Genomic DNA, 14090 nt, shown 5'->3' on the forward strand with positions numbered 1-14090 from the left:
ATGATCGAACACCGCCAGCACCTCACTGCCGGCGGGCCGCTTGATCATGCGCGTTCCACCGGGAGCCACAGTTCGCACGTGGCCGTACTGAAATCATCGGCGCGGTCGAGAACTGCGACGATCGACGGACCCGGCCGGAGTCGCCACGGGTTCGACGGAAACCAGTCCGTCGCGGTCGCTGCCCAGGTCGCCTGCAACGCAGCCGGATACTCGCCCTCGGTGCGGAACACCGCCCACCTACCGGCGGGAACCTCGATCATGTCGAGATCGTCGGGCACCGGCGTCGTGTCGGTGACGGTGACGGTGACGCCGTGCAGGTAGGTCAACTCGCTTCCCTCGGTGTAATCCGGGTCGACCTCGGCGCTCACTTGGAGTAGGCCGGCCGGTTCGGTGTTGCCCAGCGCTTTGAGGCAGGCGTGCGCTGCGGTCGGCAGAGAAGCGATGTGGGCTTGGATGTGGGGGTTGACGCCCTCGTGGATGAGGGGCACGCGCGTGGCGTGGCCGACGAGGCGGAGCGCCGGTCGATCGGTGATGCGGGTGTCCATGGTGATGTTCCCTTCTACGGTCAGGCGGAACCTGAGCTGCGGTTGCGTTCGAAGGGGGCCGCCATCTCGCTTGACGTCGCCGGGGCTGACGCCGTGCACGGATCGGAAGGCTCGGCCGAAGGCTTCGGTCGACCCGTAGCCGTAGCGGACCGCGATGCTCAGCAGGTTCCCGTTTCCGAGAACGTCTGCCGCTGCGACCGACATGCGGCGACGCCGGATGTACTCCGACAGCGGCATGCCCGCCAGGGACGAGAACATCCGCCGGAGGTGGTATTCCGTCGTGCCGAGCTCAGTCGCCAATGAAGCCACATCGAGGTCGTCGTTTAGACGATCCTCGACAAGTTCGACCAGTCTGTTCAACTCCGCGATCATGGCGCCTCCTTCGACACCCACACTTCCGGGTCGTCCCGATCGGCACCCTACTATCGCGGTCCGATCGGATCGTCTTCGTACGCGCAGTCGTCCTCCGACATTCCGTTTTCAGAAGTGCTGTGCACAAACTGTCCAGCTGACTTTGCGGTGCAGGGTTGATCGGCTGGTGAAGTCGTCAATCCGTCAGGATGATCAATTCGCGCTCCGACGCGATTTCCACGCGCAGGCCCGCCTTCGACGCGACTCGGGCAACTCCCTTGATGTCGCTGGGTTCGGCGCGCGAGACCACCAGGGCGCGCGCGAGCAGACCCTTGTGATGCTTGTTGAAGTGACTGACCACGGTGCGGGTGCCGTCCGGCTTTTCGGTTAGCACGGTGGCGATTAGTGCGTCAGGAACAGGTCCGAGGTCTTGGTAGGTGCCGGATCGTAGATCGATGACAAGGCCGTCGGCTTCGGCGGCCAAGGCCTTCGGCAGCTCCGGCTTCCACAGCGAGCGCAGCGTCCCCATCCCCGGCAGCTTGGACCCGCCGGAGAGGCGGTAGGCGGGAATCAGATCACCTGCGCGGACGGCACCGAACAGGGCAGAACCGATAGCGATTCGATCGAGTGCCTTGGCCTTCTGAGCGCGCGTGAACGACTTCGCGTCAAGGGCGTCGAACAGCACACCGGTGTAGCGTTGCAGCGCGGGGCGGGTTGCCGAGACCCACAGTTTCGCGTTGCGTTCCACCTCGTCCGCCTGGGTCGGTCCGAGTCCCAGAGCCTGGCACGAGGCGTCGACGTCGGCGGCCAGATCGACGAGCGTCTGCACCAGCAATTCGCGCGTTTCGGTCAACTGGGGCATCGACAGTTCAGCCAGATCGAGGGGCGCGTCCTTGCCGCCGTCGGACTTGGTTTCTGAGGGAGGCAGCAATACAAGCACCCCGATACCGTACCGACGCCCGCGGACGGTACAGCGCCGACTATCCTTGTACCTCGTGATTACCCGTCTGTCCCACCTGTTCCTGCGTACCCTGCGTGACGATCCCTCGGACGCCGAAGTTGCGAGCCACAAACTGCTGGTTCGCGCCGGCTACGTGCGCCGAATCGCTCCAGGCGTCTACTCGTGGTTGCCACTGGGATTGCGGGTGCTGCGCGAGGTCGAGCGCGTTGTCCGCGAAGAGATGAATGCCATGGGAGGCCAGGAAATCCTGCTCCCCGCATTGCTGCCGCGTGAACCCTACGAGGCATCCAACCGGTGGACCGAATACGGCGCCGGACTGTTCCGCCTCAAGGACCGCAAGGGCAACGACTACATGCTCGGCCCGACCCACGAGGAGCTTTTTGCTCTGACGGTCAAGGGTGAGTACAACTCCTACAAGGATTTCCCGGTCACCCTGTACCAGGTGCAGACCAAGTACCGCGACGAAGAGCGTCCGCGCGCCGGCATTCTGCGTGGCCGCGAGTTCGTCATGAAGGACTCGTACTCCTTCGACCTCACCGACGAGGGTCTGACGGCGTCGTACCAGGCGCACCGCGACGCGTACGAGAAGATCTTCACGCGGTTGGGCGTCAAGTACGTCATCGTCTCGGCTACGTCGGGCGCGATGGGCGGCAGCGCATCCGAAGAGTTCCTCGCCGAGAGTGAGATCGGCGAAGACACCTACGTGCGCTGCCTCGAATCCGGTTACGCCGCAAATGTCGAGGCCGTCAAGACGGTTGTGCCCGAAGCCATTCCGTTCGACGGACTGCCTGAGGCCAAGGTCTACGACACCGCGAACACCCCCACCATCGACACCCTGGTGGACTGGGCGAACGGTGCCGACCTCGGCCGCACGATCACCGCTGCCGACACCCTCAAGAACATCATGGTCAAGACCCGCCTGCCCGGCGGCGAATGGGAACTTCTCGGCATCGGCATCCCCGGCGACCGTGAGGTCGACGAAAAGCGCCTCGAAGCTTCGCTCGAGCCCGCCGAGTTCGTGATGATCACCGAGACCGACTTCAAGAACAACCCGTTCCTGGCCAAGGGCTACATCGGCCCGAAGGCGCTGCAGGCCAACGGTGTTCGCTACCTCGTTGATCCGCGCGTCGTGGACGGCACCAGCTGGATCACCGGCGCCGACGAAGACGGCAAGCACGTTGTCGGCCTTGTTGCCGGTCGCGACTTCACACCCGACGGAACCATCGAAGCCGCCGAGGTTCGCGACGGCGACGCATCTCCCGACGGAGCCGGCACGCTGGTCTCGGCCCGCGGTATCGAAATCGGTCACGTCTTCCAGCTCGGCCGCAAGTACACCGATGTGTTCAACGTCGACGTCCTCGCCGAGAACGGCAAGCCGGTTCGCCCGACCATGGGTTCGTACGGCGTCGGCGTCTCGCGCCTCGTGGCCGTCATCGCCGAGCAGCACCACGACGAGAAGGGCCTGCGTTGGCCCGCTGAGGTCTCACCGGCCGATGTCTACCTCGTCATCGCGAACAAGGACGAGACCGCTCGCGAAGGCGCCGAAGGCCTCGCGGCGCAACTCGACCGTGCCGGACTCGAAGTGATTCTCGACGACCGAAAGGCGTCGCCTGGCGTGAAGTTCAAGGACTCCGAGCTGATCGGTGTTCCGCTGATCGTTGTCGTCGGCCGTGGTTGGGCCGACGGTAAGGTCGAAATCCGCGACCGCTTCACCGGCGAAAGCCGCGAAATCGACGCCGATTCGGCAATCGAGGAGATCATCGCCGCAGTTCGCGGCTGATCCCAGAAGATGTGCGGGCCGCCGCAGACACCGTTCGAGGTGTCTGCGGCGGCCCTTCTTTTCTGCCACAATCGTTCCTATGGAACGCGAACCGGATTGGGCAGAAGTCGACGGTTACCTTGTCTCCACGTTGGTAGGTGAAGATCCGGTCCTCGATGCGGCACTCGCCGCCAACACCGCGGCCGGCCTGCCGCCTATCGACGTAGCGCCGAACCAAGGCAAGTTGCTCCATCTGTTTGCTCGAATGTGCCTGGCGCGCAACGTCCTCGAAATCGGAACCCTCGGCGGGTACAGCACCATCTGGTTGGCCCGCGCCGTCGGACCGTCGGGACGCGTCATCAGTCTCGAATTCGAGCCGGCACACGCCGAGGTGGCGCGCGCCAACATCGAACGCGCCGAACTCGCCGATCGGGTCGATATCCGCGTCGGCGCTGCCCTCGACAGCCTGCCGTTGATCGCGAAGGAAGAACTCGGTCCCTTCGACCTGGTGTTCATCGACGCGGACAAGGAAAACAACAGCGAATACGTGCGGTGGGCCCTTGCACTGTCGCACCCGGGAACCGTCATCGTCGTCGACAACGTCGTGCGTGGGGGACACGTCTCGAATCCGGACATCGACGACGAGCGAGTCAAGGCCAGTCGGGCCGTCCTCGAGATGATCGCGGCCGAACCGCGACTCGACGGCACCGCGATCCAGACTGTCGGATCGAAGGGGTGGGACGGGTTCGCCGTTGCAGTAGTCAACGAGTGAGCGCACACTCGAAGCGGTGAGGATGCTGGGGGCAGCAAAGGCGGTATGGCAGTGGGTGCGGAGCGCACCCGGGACGTATATCTGGTTGTTGGCCCTGCTCTTCACCACACTGTTCCTGCGGCATCTTCCCGACAATGTCGAGGAACACTTTCTCGGTAAACGCTCCACTAATCTGCATCACCTCTCCGAAGACCCGATCCGCGTCCTGTTCTCGAGTGCCTTCTGGCTCGAAGGTGGTGGCTGGCTGGGGTATTTGGTTCTGTTCACTGTTTTTCATGCCACGGCAGAGCGCTGGCTCGGGACGTGGCGGTGGTTGTGCGTTGTCGTGATCGCGCACGTCGGCGCCACCTACATCAGTGAAGGTGTTCTCTACGAAGGCATTCGGCACGGATATGTCGCAGAGTCGGCGGTCAACACCCTCGACGTCGGGGTCAGCTACGGATTGGCCGGTGTCGTCGGTGTTCTCGTGTACCGGATTTCGAAGCCCTGGCGTTACGTCTACCTCGGTGCAGCAGTGATTTTCTATGCGGTGCCGTTGATCTTTGCTACGACATTCACTGCGGTCGGGCACATGTCGGCGTTACTTCTCGGAGTGGCGTGTTATCCGCTGACGCGGGCTCGGACGGGGGTGTGGAATCCGGCGGATCTATTGCCGTCGCGGAGGACCGCGCCGGCTTCGTGAACTCTTCCCAACCTAAGTTACTCACTGGTAGGTTTACGGCATCGACGAAAGGTATGACGTGTCTGACACCGACGGATTGCTGTTCAACCCCCACACCGAAGATTTTGCCCGTTTTGATCCCGAGACTCGCAGGCTGCTGCTGGCAACAGTCGAATGGTTCGAAAGCCGTGGCAAGAATCAGCTCCTGCATGACGATCGCGAAGCTGTTTGGGTGTCGGACTTCCTCGACTTCGTCAAGAAGGAGAAGTTGTTCGCGACATTCCAGACTCCGGCGGCCTACGCCGACGGCGACGAGAACCGTCGCTGGGACGGTGCCCGCAATGCGGCACTGAGTGAGGTCTTCGGCTTTTACGGACTCGCGTACTGGTACGCGTGGCAGGTCACGATCCTCGGACTCGGACCGATCTGGATGAGTGACAACGACGCCGCAAAGAAGCGTGCAGCGCAGGAACTCACCGACGGCGGAGTCATGGCGTTCGGACTCTCCGAGCGCGACCATGGCGCCGACGTCTACTCCACCGACATGCTTCTCACTCCGGCCGACGGCGACGTTGCCTTCCGGGCCAGCGGTGAGAAGTACTACATCGGCAACGGCAACGTCGCCGGAATGGTGTCGGTATTCGGCCGTCGCACCGATGTCGACGGACCCGAGGGGTACGTGTTCTTCGTTGCGGACAGCGCGCACCCGAACTACCACCTCGTCGACAACGTCCTCCGTGGTCAGATGTACGTCAGCAACTTCCGCTTGGAGGACTACCCGGTCCGCGAGGAAGACATCCTGCACACCGGTGTCGCTGCGTTCGAGGCAGCGCTCAACACCGTGAACGTCGGAAAGTTCAACCTCTGCACCGGTTCGATCGGAATCAGCGAGCACGCGTTCTTCGAGGCAATCACCCACGCGCAGAACCGAATTCTGTACGGAAATCCCGTCACCGACTTCGCTCACGTCCGAGCGGCGTTTGTCGACGCGTACTCCCGGCTGGTTGCGATGAAGCAGTTCAGCGCGCGGGCTGTCGACTACTTCCGCAGTGCGAGTCTCGATGACCGTCGCTACCTTCTGTTCAACCCGATGACCAAGGCCAAGGTCACCTCAGAAGGTGAGCGCGTTGTCGGACTTCTGCACGACGTGATTGCTGCCAAGGGCTACGAGAAGTCCACGTACTTCCGCGAAGCCGCGCAGGTGATCGGCACACTGCCCAAGCTCGAAGGCACCGTTCACGTAAATGTGGGCTTGATCCTCAAGTTCTTGCCGAACTACCTCTTCAATCCGGCAGAGTTCCCGGAGATTGTCACGCGCGACGACGCTGCGGACGACGAGTTCTTCTGGAATCAGGGACCGACTCGCGGCGCCGCGAAAATTCAGTTCCACGAGTGGAAGCCGGTGTACGAGAAGAACTCCGGTATCCCGAATGTCGCTCGTTTCTACGAGCAGGCGATCGCGTTGACCGAACTGCTGACGTCGGCGGCCCCGGACGCGGCGCAGCAAAAGGATCTCGATTTCATGCTCAACGTCGGGCACCTGTTCTCGCTCGTCGTGTACGGGCATCTGATCCTCGAGCAGGCTGACATCGCCGGACTCGACGCCGATGTCGTGGGTCAGATCTTCGACTTCCAGATTCGCGACTTCTCCGGCTATGCGATTGCGCTGCACGGGAAACCGTCGTCGACACCGGAACAGCAAGCTTGGGCGCTCGCAGCTGTGCGCAAGCCCGTCGTAGACAGTGAGCGCTTCGACCGCGTGTGGCAGCAGGTCAAGGCCTACGACGGCGCATACGAGATGCGCGCATGAGCGCGGTGGCAACCCGCGATCAGTTGATGGCGGTAGTCGAGGGATCTCCCAAAGCTGTCGGTGCACACGATCGTTCGGCGTGGGTGTCGCTGTTCAGCGCAGACGGTCAGGTCAATGATCCTGTTGGTTCGCGTCCGCACAACGGGCGGGCGTCGATCGAGAAGTTCTACGACACATTCATTGCCCCGAACACCATCACGTTCCATGTCGAGCGCGACATAGTGTGTGGCCGAACAGTGTGGCGCGACCTCAGCCTCGCCACCGAAATGTCGACGGGCGTTGTCCTGAACGTGCCGATGCATCTGCGCTACGACCTGGTGGGCGAGCCGGATTCGTTGCAGATCGGAACCCTCTACGCCCATTGGGAATTGGCGACTATGTTGAGTCAGCTTGCCACCGCGGGCGCAGCAGGCGTCAAGGCTGCGGCCAAGCTGACGCCGCAGTTGCTGTCCAACCAGGGGATCGGGGGAGCGATTGGCTTCTCCAGCGGCATCCTCGGGGTCGGGTCCAAGGGCAAGCGGGCGGCAACACGATTCCTCGACGCCGCAAAGGTCGGCCGGATTCCGCCCATTCCGGTCGAGCTTCCGGCGGGCACGCACCTGTCTACCGCAGACGCCAACGATCTTCTGGCCGGCGTGAGCCGGGGCAAGGTCCTCGCTGCCGGCCGCACGGTCACGGCAAGCGTTGTCGTCTGCGGTGAACCGGCCATCGCGCTCTTCGGATTCGAGGCCTCGGGGCATCGGATCAACCGGGTGCGGTTCTTCACCGAGAGCTGACGTTATTGGCTCGGCGCACCGATTCCGGCGCGCCGAGCCTGCGTCGTCCTTGTTTAGAGAGCGCCGAGATCGGCGGACAGCCAGGTGTGCGGTTTCATGTAAATTGCGACCTGCTCGCCCAGTTGAGAGCGGGCAAAGTCGAGATAACCGTCAACCTTGTCCGGGGTCAGATATCGCCGCGATACTTCGACCAGCATCTCGTCGGTTCCAGGCACGATTTTGTCGACGGAACCTTCGACGCTCACATAGCGGATGGTCGGCTCGAGTCGTTGAGCCATGAGGGAGAAGTGCCCAGCAGACTCTATGAGCTGGGCCTTTTTCGATCCTTTTCCCGTGAGAATCCAGGGGCTGCCACCTGGTGAATAGAGATACCAGATCGGGACTGTCAACGGACCGCGCTCGGAGTTGTTCGCCACCGACAGCGCTGCTACGTGCGGCTCGGCCAGAAACTGTTCACGCTCATTCTCGGAGAGTGCCATCACCTGAGACTACAGCGGCATTCGACAGGCTGGCCAGCGTTGTGGCGCCCTCATTTCGGGACGAGTTGATCGGCCAGGATCCGGGCGGCTTCCTCGAAACGATCTGGATGTGAACCGCCGAAGTTCAGACGAATGTATGCGGCGGTTGGTTCCGCCGGAAACCACTCGGCCCCAGGGGAAATCGAGAGGCCGTGCGTGAGGCACCTGGTTGCAAACGTTTCGGAATCGGAGCCGTCCGGCAGGCGAAGCCATAAGTTGAGACCACCGGCGGGTTTGTGGGTGAGCGTGAGTTCCGGTGCATGAGTATCCAATTCGCGGATCAGATGGTCACGCCGTTCGCGCAGTAGTTCGCGAACGTTTCGCCGATGAGTAACCCACGAAGGTTGGGTGAGGACGTCGACCGCCGCAGCTTGCAGAATCCCGGAAACGTACAGGTCATCGATGGTGCGATCGGTTTCGATTCGTCGTCGCGCCGGACCGCGTGCAACAACGGCCGCGACCCGTAGTGCCGGCGACGTGCTCTTGGTGAGCGACCGGACGTAGATCACGTGGCCGTCGGGGTCGTTCGCAGCCAGGGGAGTGGCGTCCATGTCGATTCCGAAATCGTGCGCCCAGTCGTCTTCGATCACGAATACACCGTGATCGCGCACGACCTTCATGATCGATTGCCTCTCAGCGTCCGACCAGAGTGCTCCGGTTGGGTTGGCAAAATGTGGTTGCGCATAGAACAAGCGCGCTCCGGAGAGTTCGAACGCGGTGGCAAGATCCTCCGGATCCGGCGCGTGCGTCCCGCGGGCGACGGGCACAACGCTCAGCCCGGCCTGTTTGGCTGCTGCGATGGCACCCCAGTACGTGGGCGACTCCATCACGATGGCATCGCCGGGACCTGCAAGCGCCCGGAACGTCGAAGACAGTGCACTCTGCCCTCCGGGTGTGATCAGGACGTCGGAATCGCGCACCGTGGTAGCGCCGCCCGTGGTGAGCTCGTGGGCGAACCACTCGCGGAGTTCTCCAAGCCCTGCGGTGTGCGGCCGACGTGCCGCAAGTGAGCTCCGCGCAGCCCTCGACAGTGCTCCGCGGATCTGACGAAGGGGAAGCAACTCGTCCGTTGGGTAGCCGCTGTGCAGCGAGATCGTGTCTGCCGTAACCGTGAGCATGCTTGATCCGATGGGATTGGCGTCGACCCGGCTCGGCCCGAGACTGGTTGTCTGCCAGGAATAGTCGGATATCTGAGGCACTCGCGTGCGGGCGACGAAATTTCCCGAACCTGGGCGGGTTTCCACCAGGCCTTCACCCACGAGTTGGCGGATTGCGTGCTGCACAGTGACAGGCCCCACGCCGTGCGTTGCGGCCAGCGCCCGAGTGGAGGGGAGTTGCATTCCGGCGGTCGACGACGCGATCAGCGTGCGTAAGCCGTCGACTACCCGTCGGCTACTGCTATCGTGGGACATGAATGACAATAGTAGCGCTATCGCGAACGAATCGGCACCGCTATCGGGTCTGTGGTGGGGGCTCCTGGGAGTTCTGGCGTTTTCGTTCACGGTTCCACTGACCAGAATCGCAGTCGCTGACCTTGATCCGTTGTTCATCGGCGCCGGCCGGGCTGTAGTGGCGGGAGGGTTGGCGACGATTGCGCTGCTGGCTTCGCGCGCCGCCATTCCCAGCCTTCGGCAGTGGGCACGGATTGCCCTTGTCACCATCGGAGTTGTTCTCGGGTTCCCTCTACTCACCACGTTTGCAGTGCAAACATCACCGGCCAGTCATGCCGCCGTCGTGATCGGGCTATTGCCTGCCGCGACGGCCGTACTGGCCGTACTTCGGGGGAAAGAACGGCCGAGTCAGGCATTTTGGTGGGCGAGTGCGGCCGGCGCGATATCGGTGGCAGTGTTCGTCGCATGTGCAGGCGGCGGACTCGGTTCGTTCCACCTCGCGGATCTTCTGCTGGTCGGGGCAGTGATCTGTGCTGCTCTCGGGTACTCCGAAGGAGCGTTGCTGGCCCGCGAAATCGGATCATGGCAGACAATCGCCTGGGCGTTGATTCTTGCACTGCCCGTTACGGCCACCATGACCGTTGTGTCGATGGTGAATACGTCCGTCCACGCCGACGCCAATTCATGGCTCGCGTTTGCCTACCTCGGTGCCATCAGCATGTTTCTCGGCTTCTTCCCCTGGTACCGAGGCCTGGCGATGGGGCCGATCTCCACAGTCAGTCAGACGCAGCTGGTTCAACCGGTTCTCAGCATCGCGTGGTCGGCCTTGATCCTGGGCGAGGAATTGTCGCTGTCCATCGTCGCTGGCGGCATCGTGGTCATCGGCTGTGCGTGGCTTGCGCTCAAGGCGCGCGTAGCGGCGCCGGGCACCGTGGGGGTGCGCGGCGCCGCTACGGCGTCCGGTGTGCGTGGCTCAGAAGAGCGGGCCGCCACCGAATGCAGCACGATGTGACGCCGGCTGCTTGCCGTTGGCGTCGGTGATTCCGTAGTCGAGTGCAGTTTCCGCGGTGATCAGCGTGTGCCCGCTGCGGGAGTTGACGTCGGGATCGTTGGCCAGTGCCGTGATGACCTGCCCGACGAACTCCGGGGTTTCCGCTTCGGCGAGGGAGAAGCCCTCGAAGCTCTCCATTCCGCTGGCTTCCATTCGCTCGTTGCGAATCAAGCCGAGCCAGAAGGACACTGCGGTGACTCCGGTTCCCTTCAACTCGACGGCCATGTCCGCAGCCATCTTGTCGAGGCCGGTCTTCGACATTCCGTACAGCACCGAGTGCAGGTATCCGCGGCTGCCGAACGACGAGATATGGCCGATGACACCGCTTCCGCGCGGGACCATCAACTTGGCGGCTTCCACGGACGCGACGTAATGCGCGCGCAAACCGATTCCGATCAGGGAGTCCCAGTCGGCGACGGGGCGCTTCCAGAACGGATCCGTGAAACCTGCGTAGCCGGCAGGGTTGGCCCACACGTTGTTGACGAGGAGATCGAGATGCCCGGACTGCTCGTCGGCAATGCGGGCAAAGAGATCGACGATTTGCTGATCATCGCTGTGATCACACTGCACGGCGATTCCCCGGCCACCACGCTCGGTGATCTCCGCGGCTGCAGCGTCGAGTGGGCTGTTGGTGCCGACTTCACCGCGCGCGGTCACGTACACGGTCCAGCCGTCGCTGCCCAGCGCCAACGCGATTCCTTTGCCGACACTGCGACTCGCGCCGGTTACCAGTGCAACCTTTGATCCAGTCATTCTTGACTCCCCACTGATCCCTCGGCGAGGACGGTCTCGGCTGACAGCGGAGTGGTCATCGACCACGTCTCCGTGAAGTGGCAGCGACTCATCTTCCACGCTCCGTCCTCGATCACATACGCGTCGTCGTATTCGCCCGTCATCAATTTCTGAGTCCGAGCGACGGTGTCGATCTGGCGGAACTGCAGCGTCCATCGTCCGAGCGCGGAAGTCTCCGAAGTTATTTCGATATCGGGGTGAAGTCCGTGGTGCATGTCGAGGACCGCGTAGTGGCCGTCGACTTTGCGCAGGGCGACTGCAGTGAAGATGTCGGCCATCGGGCCCGCGTCGTCGAATGCTCCCAGCTGGCCGTAGTCGATGGACGCGCCGCTCTTGATGAAACTGTTGCGGAACGCGACCGGGTCCTTGGCATCACAGGCGCGCCAGTAGTTGTACTTGAGCTTTTTGATCTCTTCGATCTGCTCGAGGGCGTCGATGCGTTGTGCAAGATCCAACGTCGGTCCTTTTCGTCCGGTTTTACGTGATGTGTCGGAACCCGACTCTATGGTGCGTTCCATCACACATGTGACGTAAATCCCAGTGGCCGGTCAGGTGTCCGAGTCGGATGCAGGCGCGGTGCCGGTGGCGGAGAGTGTTGTTGCGGCCGATTCGCCGAAGACGCTGACGCACAGTTCCCCTAACGCGGGATCCTCGTCGATGTGGTCCGGCGCTTTCATCGCGAGCAGATTGTTGATGAGCATGCCGTTGGCGATGAACATCCGGGCCTGCTCGGGGGTGCAACCGGTTCGATCACGCACCAGGCTGTAGATCTTCGACATCGCGAACCGTGAGACGGTGGCGATGTCGTCTGTGCCGGTGGCGAACCCGTGCAGCATGACGAGCAGTAGGTCGCGGTCCAGGATCAGCTCGCCGTAGGCGGAACCGAGTTCGGCCCAGAACTCCGGATCGTCAGGCTCGATATCAAGTGTGTCCAGCTTTTCGGTGAAGGTTCGGACGATTTCGTCGAGTGCTCGCGCGAACACCGCCCGGAACAGTTCTGCTTTCGTTCCGAACATGCGCACGATGTACGGCTGCGAGACACCGGCTTCCTTCGCGACCGCATCGGTGCTGGTGCCGGAGTATCCGCCGCGGGCGAAGGCCCTGGTGGCTGCTGCAAGGACAAGTGCCCGGCGCTGGGGCGCGCTCATCCTTCGCTTGGGTGGGGCGGAATCTTCGCTCGGCATATTGACAGGTTATCAGTTGATAACTTAGCGTCGAATAAGTAATCAACTGATACCTAATCGAAGGCGTGCAATGACTGTTTTGGCGAATGCCGGTGCCGCACCCGGTTCGGAAGGGACCCGCAGGCGATCAGTACCGGTTGCGATTGCGATCGTCGCGGCGTCCCTGCCGATGTTCATGGCAACCCTCGACAATCTGGTGATGACCAGCGCATTGCCGGTGATCGAGAAAGATCTGAATGCGTCCGTGAGCCAGTTGCAGTGGTTCATGAATGCGTACACGCTTGCGTTTGCGACGCTGATGTTGTCGGCGACGACGCTCGGCGATCGCTGGGGTAGGCGACGCATGTTCGTCGGCGGGATCGGACTGTTCACCGCGGCGTCAATTGCCTCCGCGCTCTCGACATCGGCAGGACTGTTGATCGCGGCACGCGCCGTTCAAGGCGTCGGCGCTGCTGCCATCATGCCGCTCTCGCTGACACTGCTCGTGGCTGCGGTTCCGGAAGCCAAGCGCGCCATGGCAATCGGCATCTGGGGTGGAGTATCGGGGCTCGGTATCGCGATGGGTCCGGTGGTGGGCGGCGCTGTGGTCGACGGTTTTTCGTGGCAAGGGATCTTCTGGATCAACGTGCCGGTAGCAATCGTCGCAGTTCCGCTCGCAATGTATGCACTGCGCGAATCGACCGGGCGGAAGCAACCTTTGGACGTCGCCGGGGTCGCGCTGGCCGGACTTGGTGTGTTCCTCGCTGTCTGGGGCATCGTTCACGGAAACGACGACGGTTGGGGTTCCTTCGGTGTTGTCGCATCGCTGGTGGGTGCCGTAGTTGCCTTGGGGCTGTTCATCGTTCGCGAACGAACCACGTCGCACCCCGTGATGCCGTTGCGTCTGTTCCGATCCAGAAGCTTCTCGATGGCAAACGTGATCGGACTGACCTTCTCGATCGGCATCTTCGGTGCGGTGTTCCTGCTCTCGCAGTACCTCCAGATCGCGATGGGGTTCACACCGTTCGAAGCCGGGTTGCGGACGCTTCCATGGACCGCGGCGCCGATGGTCTTCGCCCCGATCGCGGGCTTCCTCGCCCCGAAAGTGGGACTGCGGCCGCTGCTTCTCACCGGTCTCGGTCTACAAGCCGGCGCGTTGTTCTGGTTGGCTGCTCGCATCGGTCCCGACGCCACGTACGCGTCACTCGTCCCCGCACTTCTCATGGCCGGAATCGGCATGGGGCTGACCTTCGCGCCCAATGCCACCGCGGTACTCGTCGACATGGACGCGCCGGATCACGGCACGGCCAGTTCGACCAACGCAACACTTCGCGAGATCGGCGTCGCATTGGGAATCGCAGTCCTGACAGCGGTGTTCCTGGCCGCAGGTGGAGCGTTGACGCCGCTGGGATACAGCGAAGCACTGACGCCGGCCCTGCGAGTCGGCGGATGTTTTGTACTGGTCGCGGTAGTGGCGGCATGGTTTGTGCCGACTCGGAAGTGAGTTTTGCTGTGCGCCTTTATCAACCGCGGGCGGTTA

14 protein-coding genes are annotated in these 14090 nt (G+C 62.7%); 7 read left to right on the top strand and 7 right to left on the bottom strand.

Annotation, left to right across the window (positions count from 1 at the left end; genetic code table 11):
* Window positions 1-44 precede the first annotated feature (44 nt).
* Together RG2_RS10825 and yaaA are read right to left on the bottom strand one after the other, a co-directional pair.
* Window positions 45-917 carry an AraC family transcriptional regulator gene (locus RG2_RS10825; RefSeq protein ID WP_033235021.1) on the bottom strand — a complete coding sequence of 291 codons (873 nt, stop codon included), beginning with the start codon at window positions 915-917 and terminating at the stop codon, window positions 45-47.
* 175 nt (window positions 918-1092) lie between these two features.
* Window positions 1093-1836, bottom strand: coding sequence for a peroxide stress protein YaaA (yaaA, locus tag RG2_RS10830; protein ID WP_033234924.1), 744 nt, complete (start codon window positions 1834-1836; stop codon window positions 1093-1095).
* Window positions 1837-1891: 55 nt separating this feature from the next.
* Here yaaA and RG2_RS10835 point away from each other — a divergent pair, with 55 nt between their 5' ends.
* The 5 genes from RG2_RS10835 to RG2_RS10855 all read left to right on the top strand — a co-directional run bounded on the left by RG2_RS10835 (window position 1892) and on the right by RG2_RS10855 (window position 7635).
* Window positions 1892-3637, top strand: a complete 1746-nt coding sequence (locus RG2_RS10835; protein WP_033234923.1) for a proline--tRNA ligase — start codon at window positions 1892-1894, stop codon at window positions 3635-3637.
* A 79-nt stretch (window positions 3638-3716) separates the two neighbouring features.
* On the top strand, window positions 3717-4388 hold the full coding sequence (locus tag RG2_RS10840; protein ID WP_033234922.1) for an O-methyltransferase: 672 nt from the start codon (window positions 3717-3719) through the stop codon (window positions 4386-4388).
* A 22-nt stretch (window positions 4389-4410) separates the two neighbouring features.
* Window positions 4411-5070 (top strand): rhomboid-like protein, encoded by a 660-nt coding sequence (locus RG2_RS10845; protein ID WP_033234921.1) that lies wholly within the window; start codon window positions 4411-4413, stop codon window positions 5068-5070.
* A gap of 58 nt (window positions 5071-5128) precedes the next feature.
* On the top strand, window positions 5129-6859 hold the full coding sequence (locus RG2_RS10850; RefSeq protein ID WP_033234920.1) for an acyl-CoA dehydrogenase family protein: 1731 nt from the start codon (window positions 5129-5131) through the stop codon (window positions 6857-6859).
* Complete coding sequence (locus tag RG2_RS10855; RefSeq protein ID WP_033234919.1) at window positions 6856-7635, top strand: nuclear transport factor 2 family protein; 780 nt, start codon at window positions 6856-6858, stop codon at window positions 7633-7635. Before RG2_RS10850 ends, RG2_RS10855 begins: the two co-directional genes overlap by 4 nt.
* Window positions 7636-7688: 53 nt before the next feature.
* Here RG2_RS10855 and RG2_RS10860 read toward each other — a convergent pair whose 3' ends face one another.
* Window positions 7689-8114, bottom strand: a complete 426-nt coding sequence (locus tag RG2_RS10860) for a pyridoxamine 5'-phosphate oxidase family protein (protein WP_033234918.1) — start codon at window positions 8112-8114, stop codon at window positions 7689-7691.
* A gap of 50 nt (window positions 8115-8164) precedes the next feature.
* Entirely contained in the window at window positions 8165-9565 is a 1401-nt protein-coding gene (locus tag RG2_RS10865; protein WP_033234917.1) for an aminotransferase-like domain-containing protein, read from the bottom strand.
* Between RG2_RS10865 and RG2_RS10870 the strand changes: the two genes are divergently transcribed.
* Window positions 9564-10556 carry a DMT family transporter gene (locus RG2_RS10870; RefSeq protein WP_033234916.1) on the top strand — a complete coding sequence of 331 codons (993 nt, stop codon included), beginning with the start codon at window positions 9564-9566 and terminating at the stop codon, window positions 10554-10556. The genes RG2_RS10865 and RG2_RS10870 overlap by 2 nt on opposite strands.
* On the opposite strand, the gene RG2_RS10875 is transcribed toward RG2_RS10870, so the two are convergent.
* The 3 genes from RG2_RS10875 to RG2_RS10885 form a co-directional block, all read right to left on the bottom strand.
* Entirely contained in the window at window positions 10518-11348 is an 831-nt protein-coding gene (locus tag RG2_RS10875) for an SDR family NAD(P)-dependent oxidoreductase (protein ID WP_033234915.1), read from the bottom strand. The two genes, RG2_RS10870 and RG2_RS10875, sit on opposite strands and share 39 nt — an antisense overlap.
* A complete protein-coding gene (locus RG2_RS10880) occupies window positions 11345-11842 on the bottom strand; it encodes a nuclear transport factor 2 family protein (RefSeq protein WP_033235020.1) in 498 nt (165 codons plus the stop codon). Before RG2_RS10880 ends, RG2_RS10875 begins: the two co-directional genes overlap by 4 nt.
* Window positions 11843-11935: 93 nt before the next feature.
* On the bottom strand, window positions 11936-12571 hold the full coding sequence (locus tag RG2_RS10885) for a TetR/AcrR family transcriptional regulator (RefSeq protein ID WP_033234914.1): 636 nt from the start codon (window positions 12569-12571) through the stop codon (window positions 11936-11938).
* Between the two features lie 70 nt (window positions 12572-12641).
* On the opposite strand from RG2_RS10885, the gene RG2_RS10890 reads away from it, so the two are divergent.
* Window positions 12642-14054 carry a DHA2 family efflux MFS transporter permease subunit gene (locus tag RG2_RS10890; protein ID WP_033234913.1) on the top strand — a complete coding sequence of 471 codons (1413 nt, stop codon included), beginning with the start codon at window positions 12642-12644 and terminating at the stop codon, window positions 14052-14054.
* The last annotated feature ends 36 nt before the right edge of the window (window positions 14055-14090 follow it).

Source organism: Rhodococcus globerulus NBRC 14531, assembly GCF_001894805.1.
In the GTDB taxonomy this organism is placed as follows: Bacteria; Actinomycetota; Actinomycetes; order Mycobacteriales; family Mycobacteriaceae; genus Rhodococcus_F; species Rhodococcus_F globerula.

What these genes read in the sequence shown, in the direction of transcription:
- RG2_RS10825 (WP_033235021.1), bottom strand. Translation starts at nt 917, where the DNA reads ATGATCGCGGAGTTGAACAGACTGGTCGAACTTGTCGAGGATCGTCTA.
- RG2_RS10840 (WP_033234922.1), top strand. Translation starts at nt 3,717, where the DNA reads ATGGAACGCGAACCGGATTGGGCAGAAGTCGACGGTTACCTTGTCTCC.
- RG2_RS10845 (WP_033234921.1), top strand. Translation starts at nt 4,411, where the DNA reads ATGCTGGGGGCAGCAAAGGCGGTATGGCAGTGGGTGCGGAGCGCACCC.
- RG2_RS10855 (WP_033234919.1), top strand. Translation starts at nt 6,856, where the DNA reads ATGAGCGCGGTGGCAACCCGCGATCAGTTGATGGCGGTAGTCGAGGGA.
- RG2_RS10860 (WP_033234918.1), bottom strand. Translation starts at nt 8,114, where the DNA reads ATGGCACTCTCCGAGAATGAGCGTGAACAGTTTCTGGCCGAGCCGCAC.
- RG2_RS10870 (WP_033234916.1), top strand. Translation starts at nt 9,564, where the DNA reads ATGAATGACAATAGTAGCGCTATCGCGAACGAATCGGCACCGCTATCG.
- RG2_RS10865 (WP_033234917.1), bottom strand. Translation starts at nt 9,565, where the DNA reads ATGTCCCACGATAGCAGTAGCCGACGGGTAGTCGACGGCTTACGCACG.
- RG2_RS10875 (WP_033234915.1), bottom strand. Translation starts at nt 11,348, where the DNA reads ATGACTGGATCAAAGGTTGCACTGGTAACCGGCGCGAGTCGCAGTGTC.
- RG2_RS10885 (WP_033234914.1), bottom strand. Translation starts at nt 12,571, where the DNA reads ATGCCGAGCGAAGATTCCGCCCCACCCAAGCGAAGGATGAGCGCGCCC.
- RG2_RS10890 (WP_033234913.1), top strand. Translation starts at nt 12,642, where the DNA reads ATGACTGTTTTGGCGAATGCCGGTGCCGCACCCGGTTCGGAAGGGACC.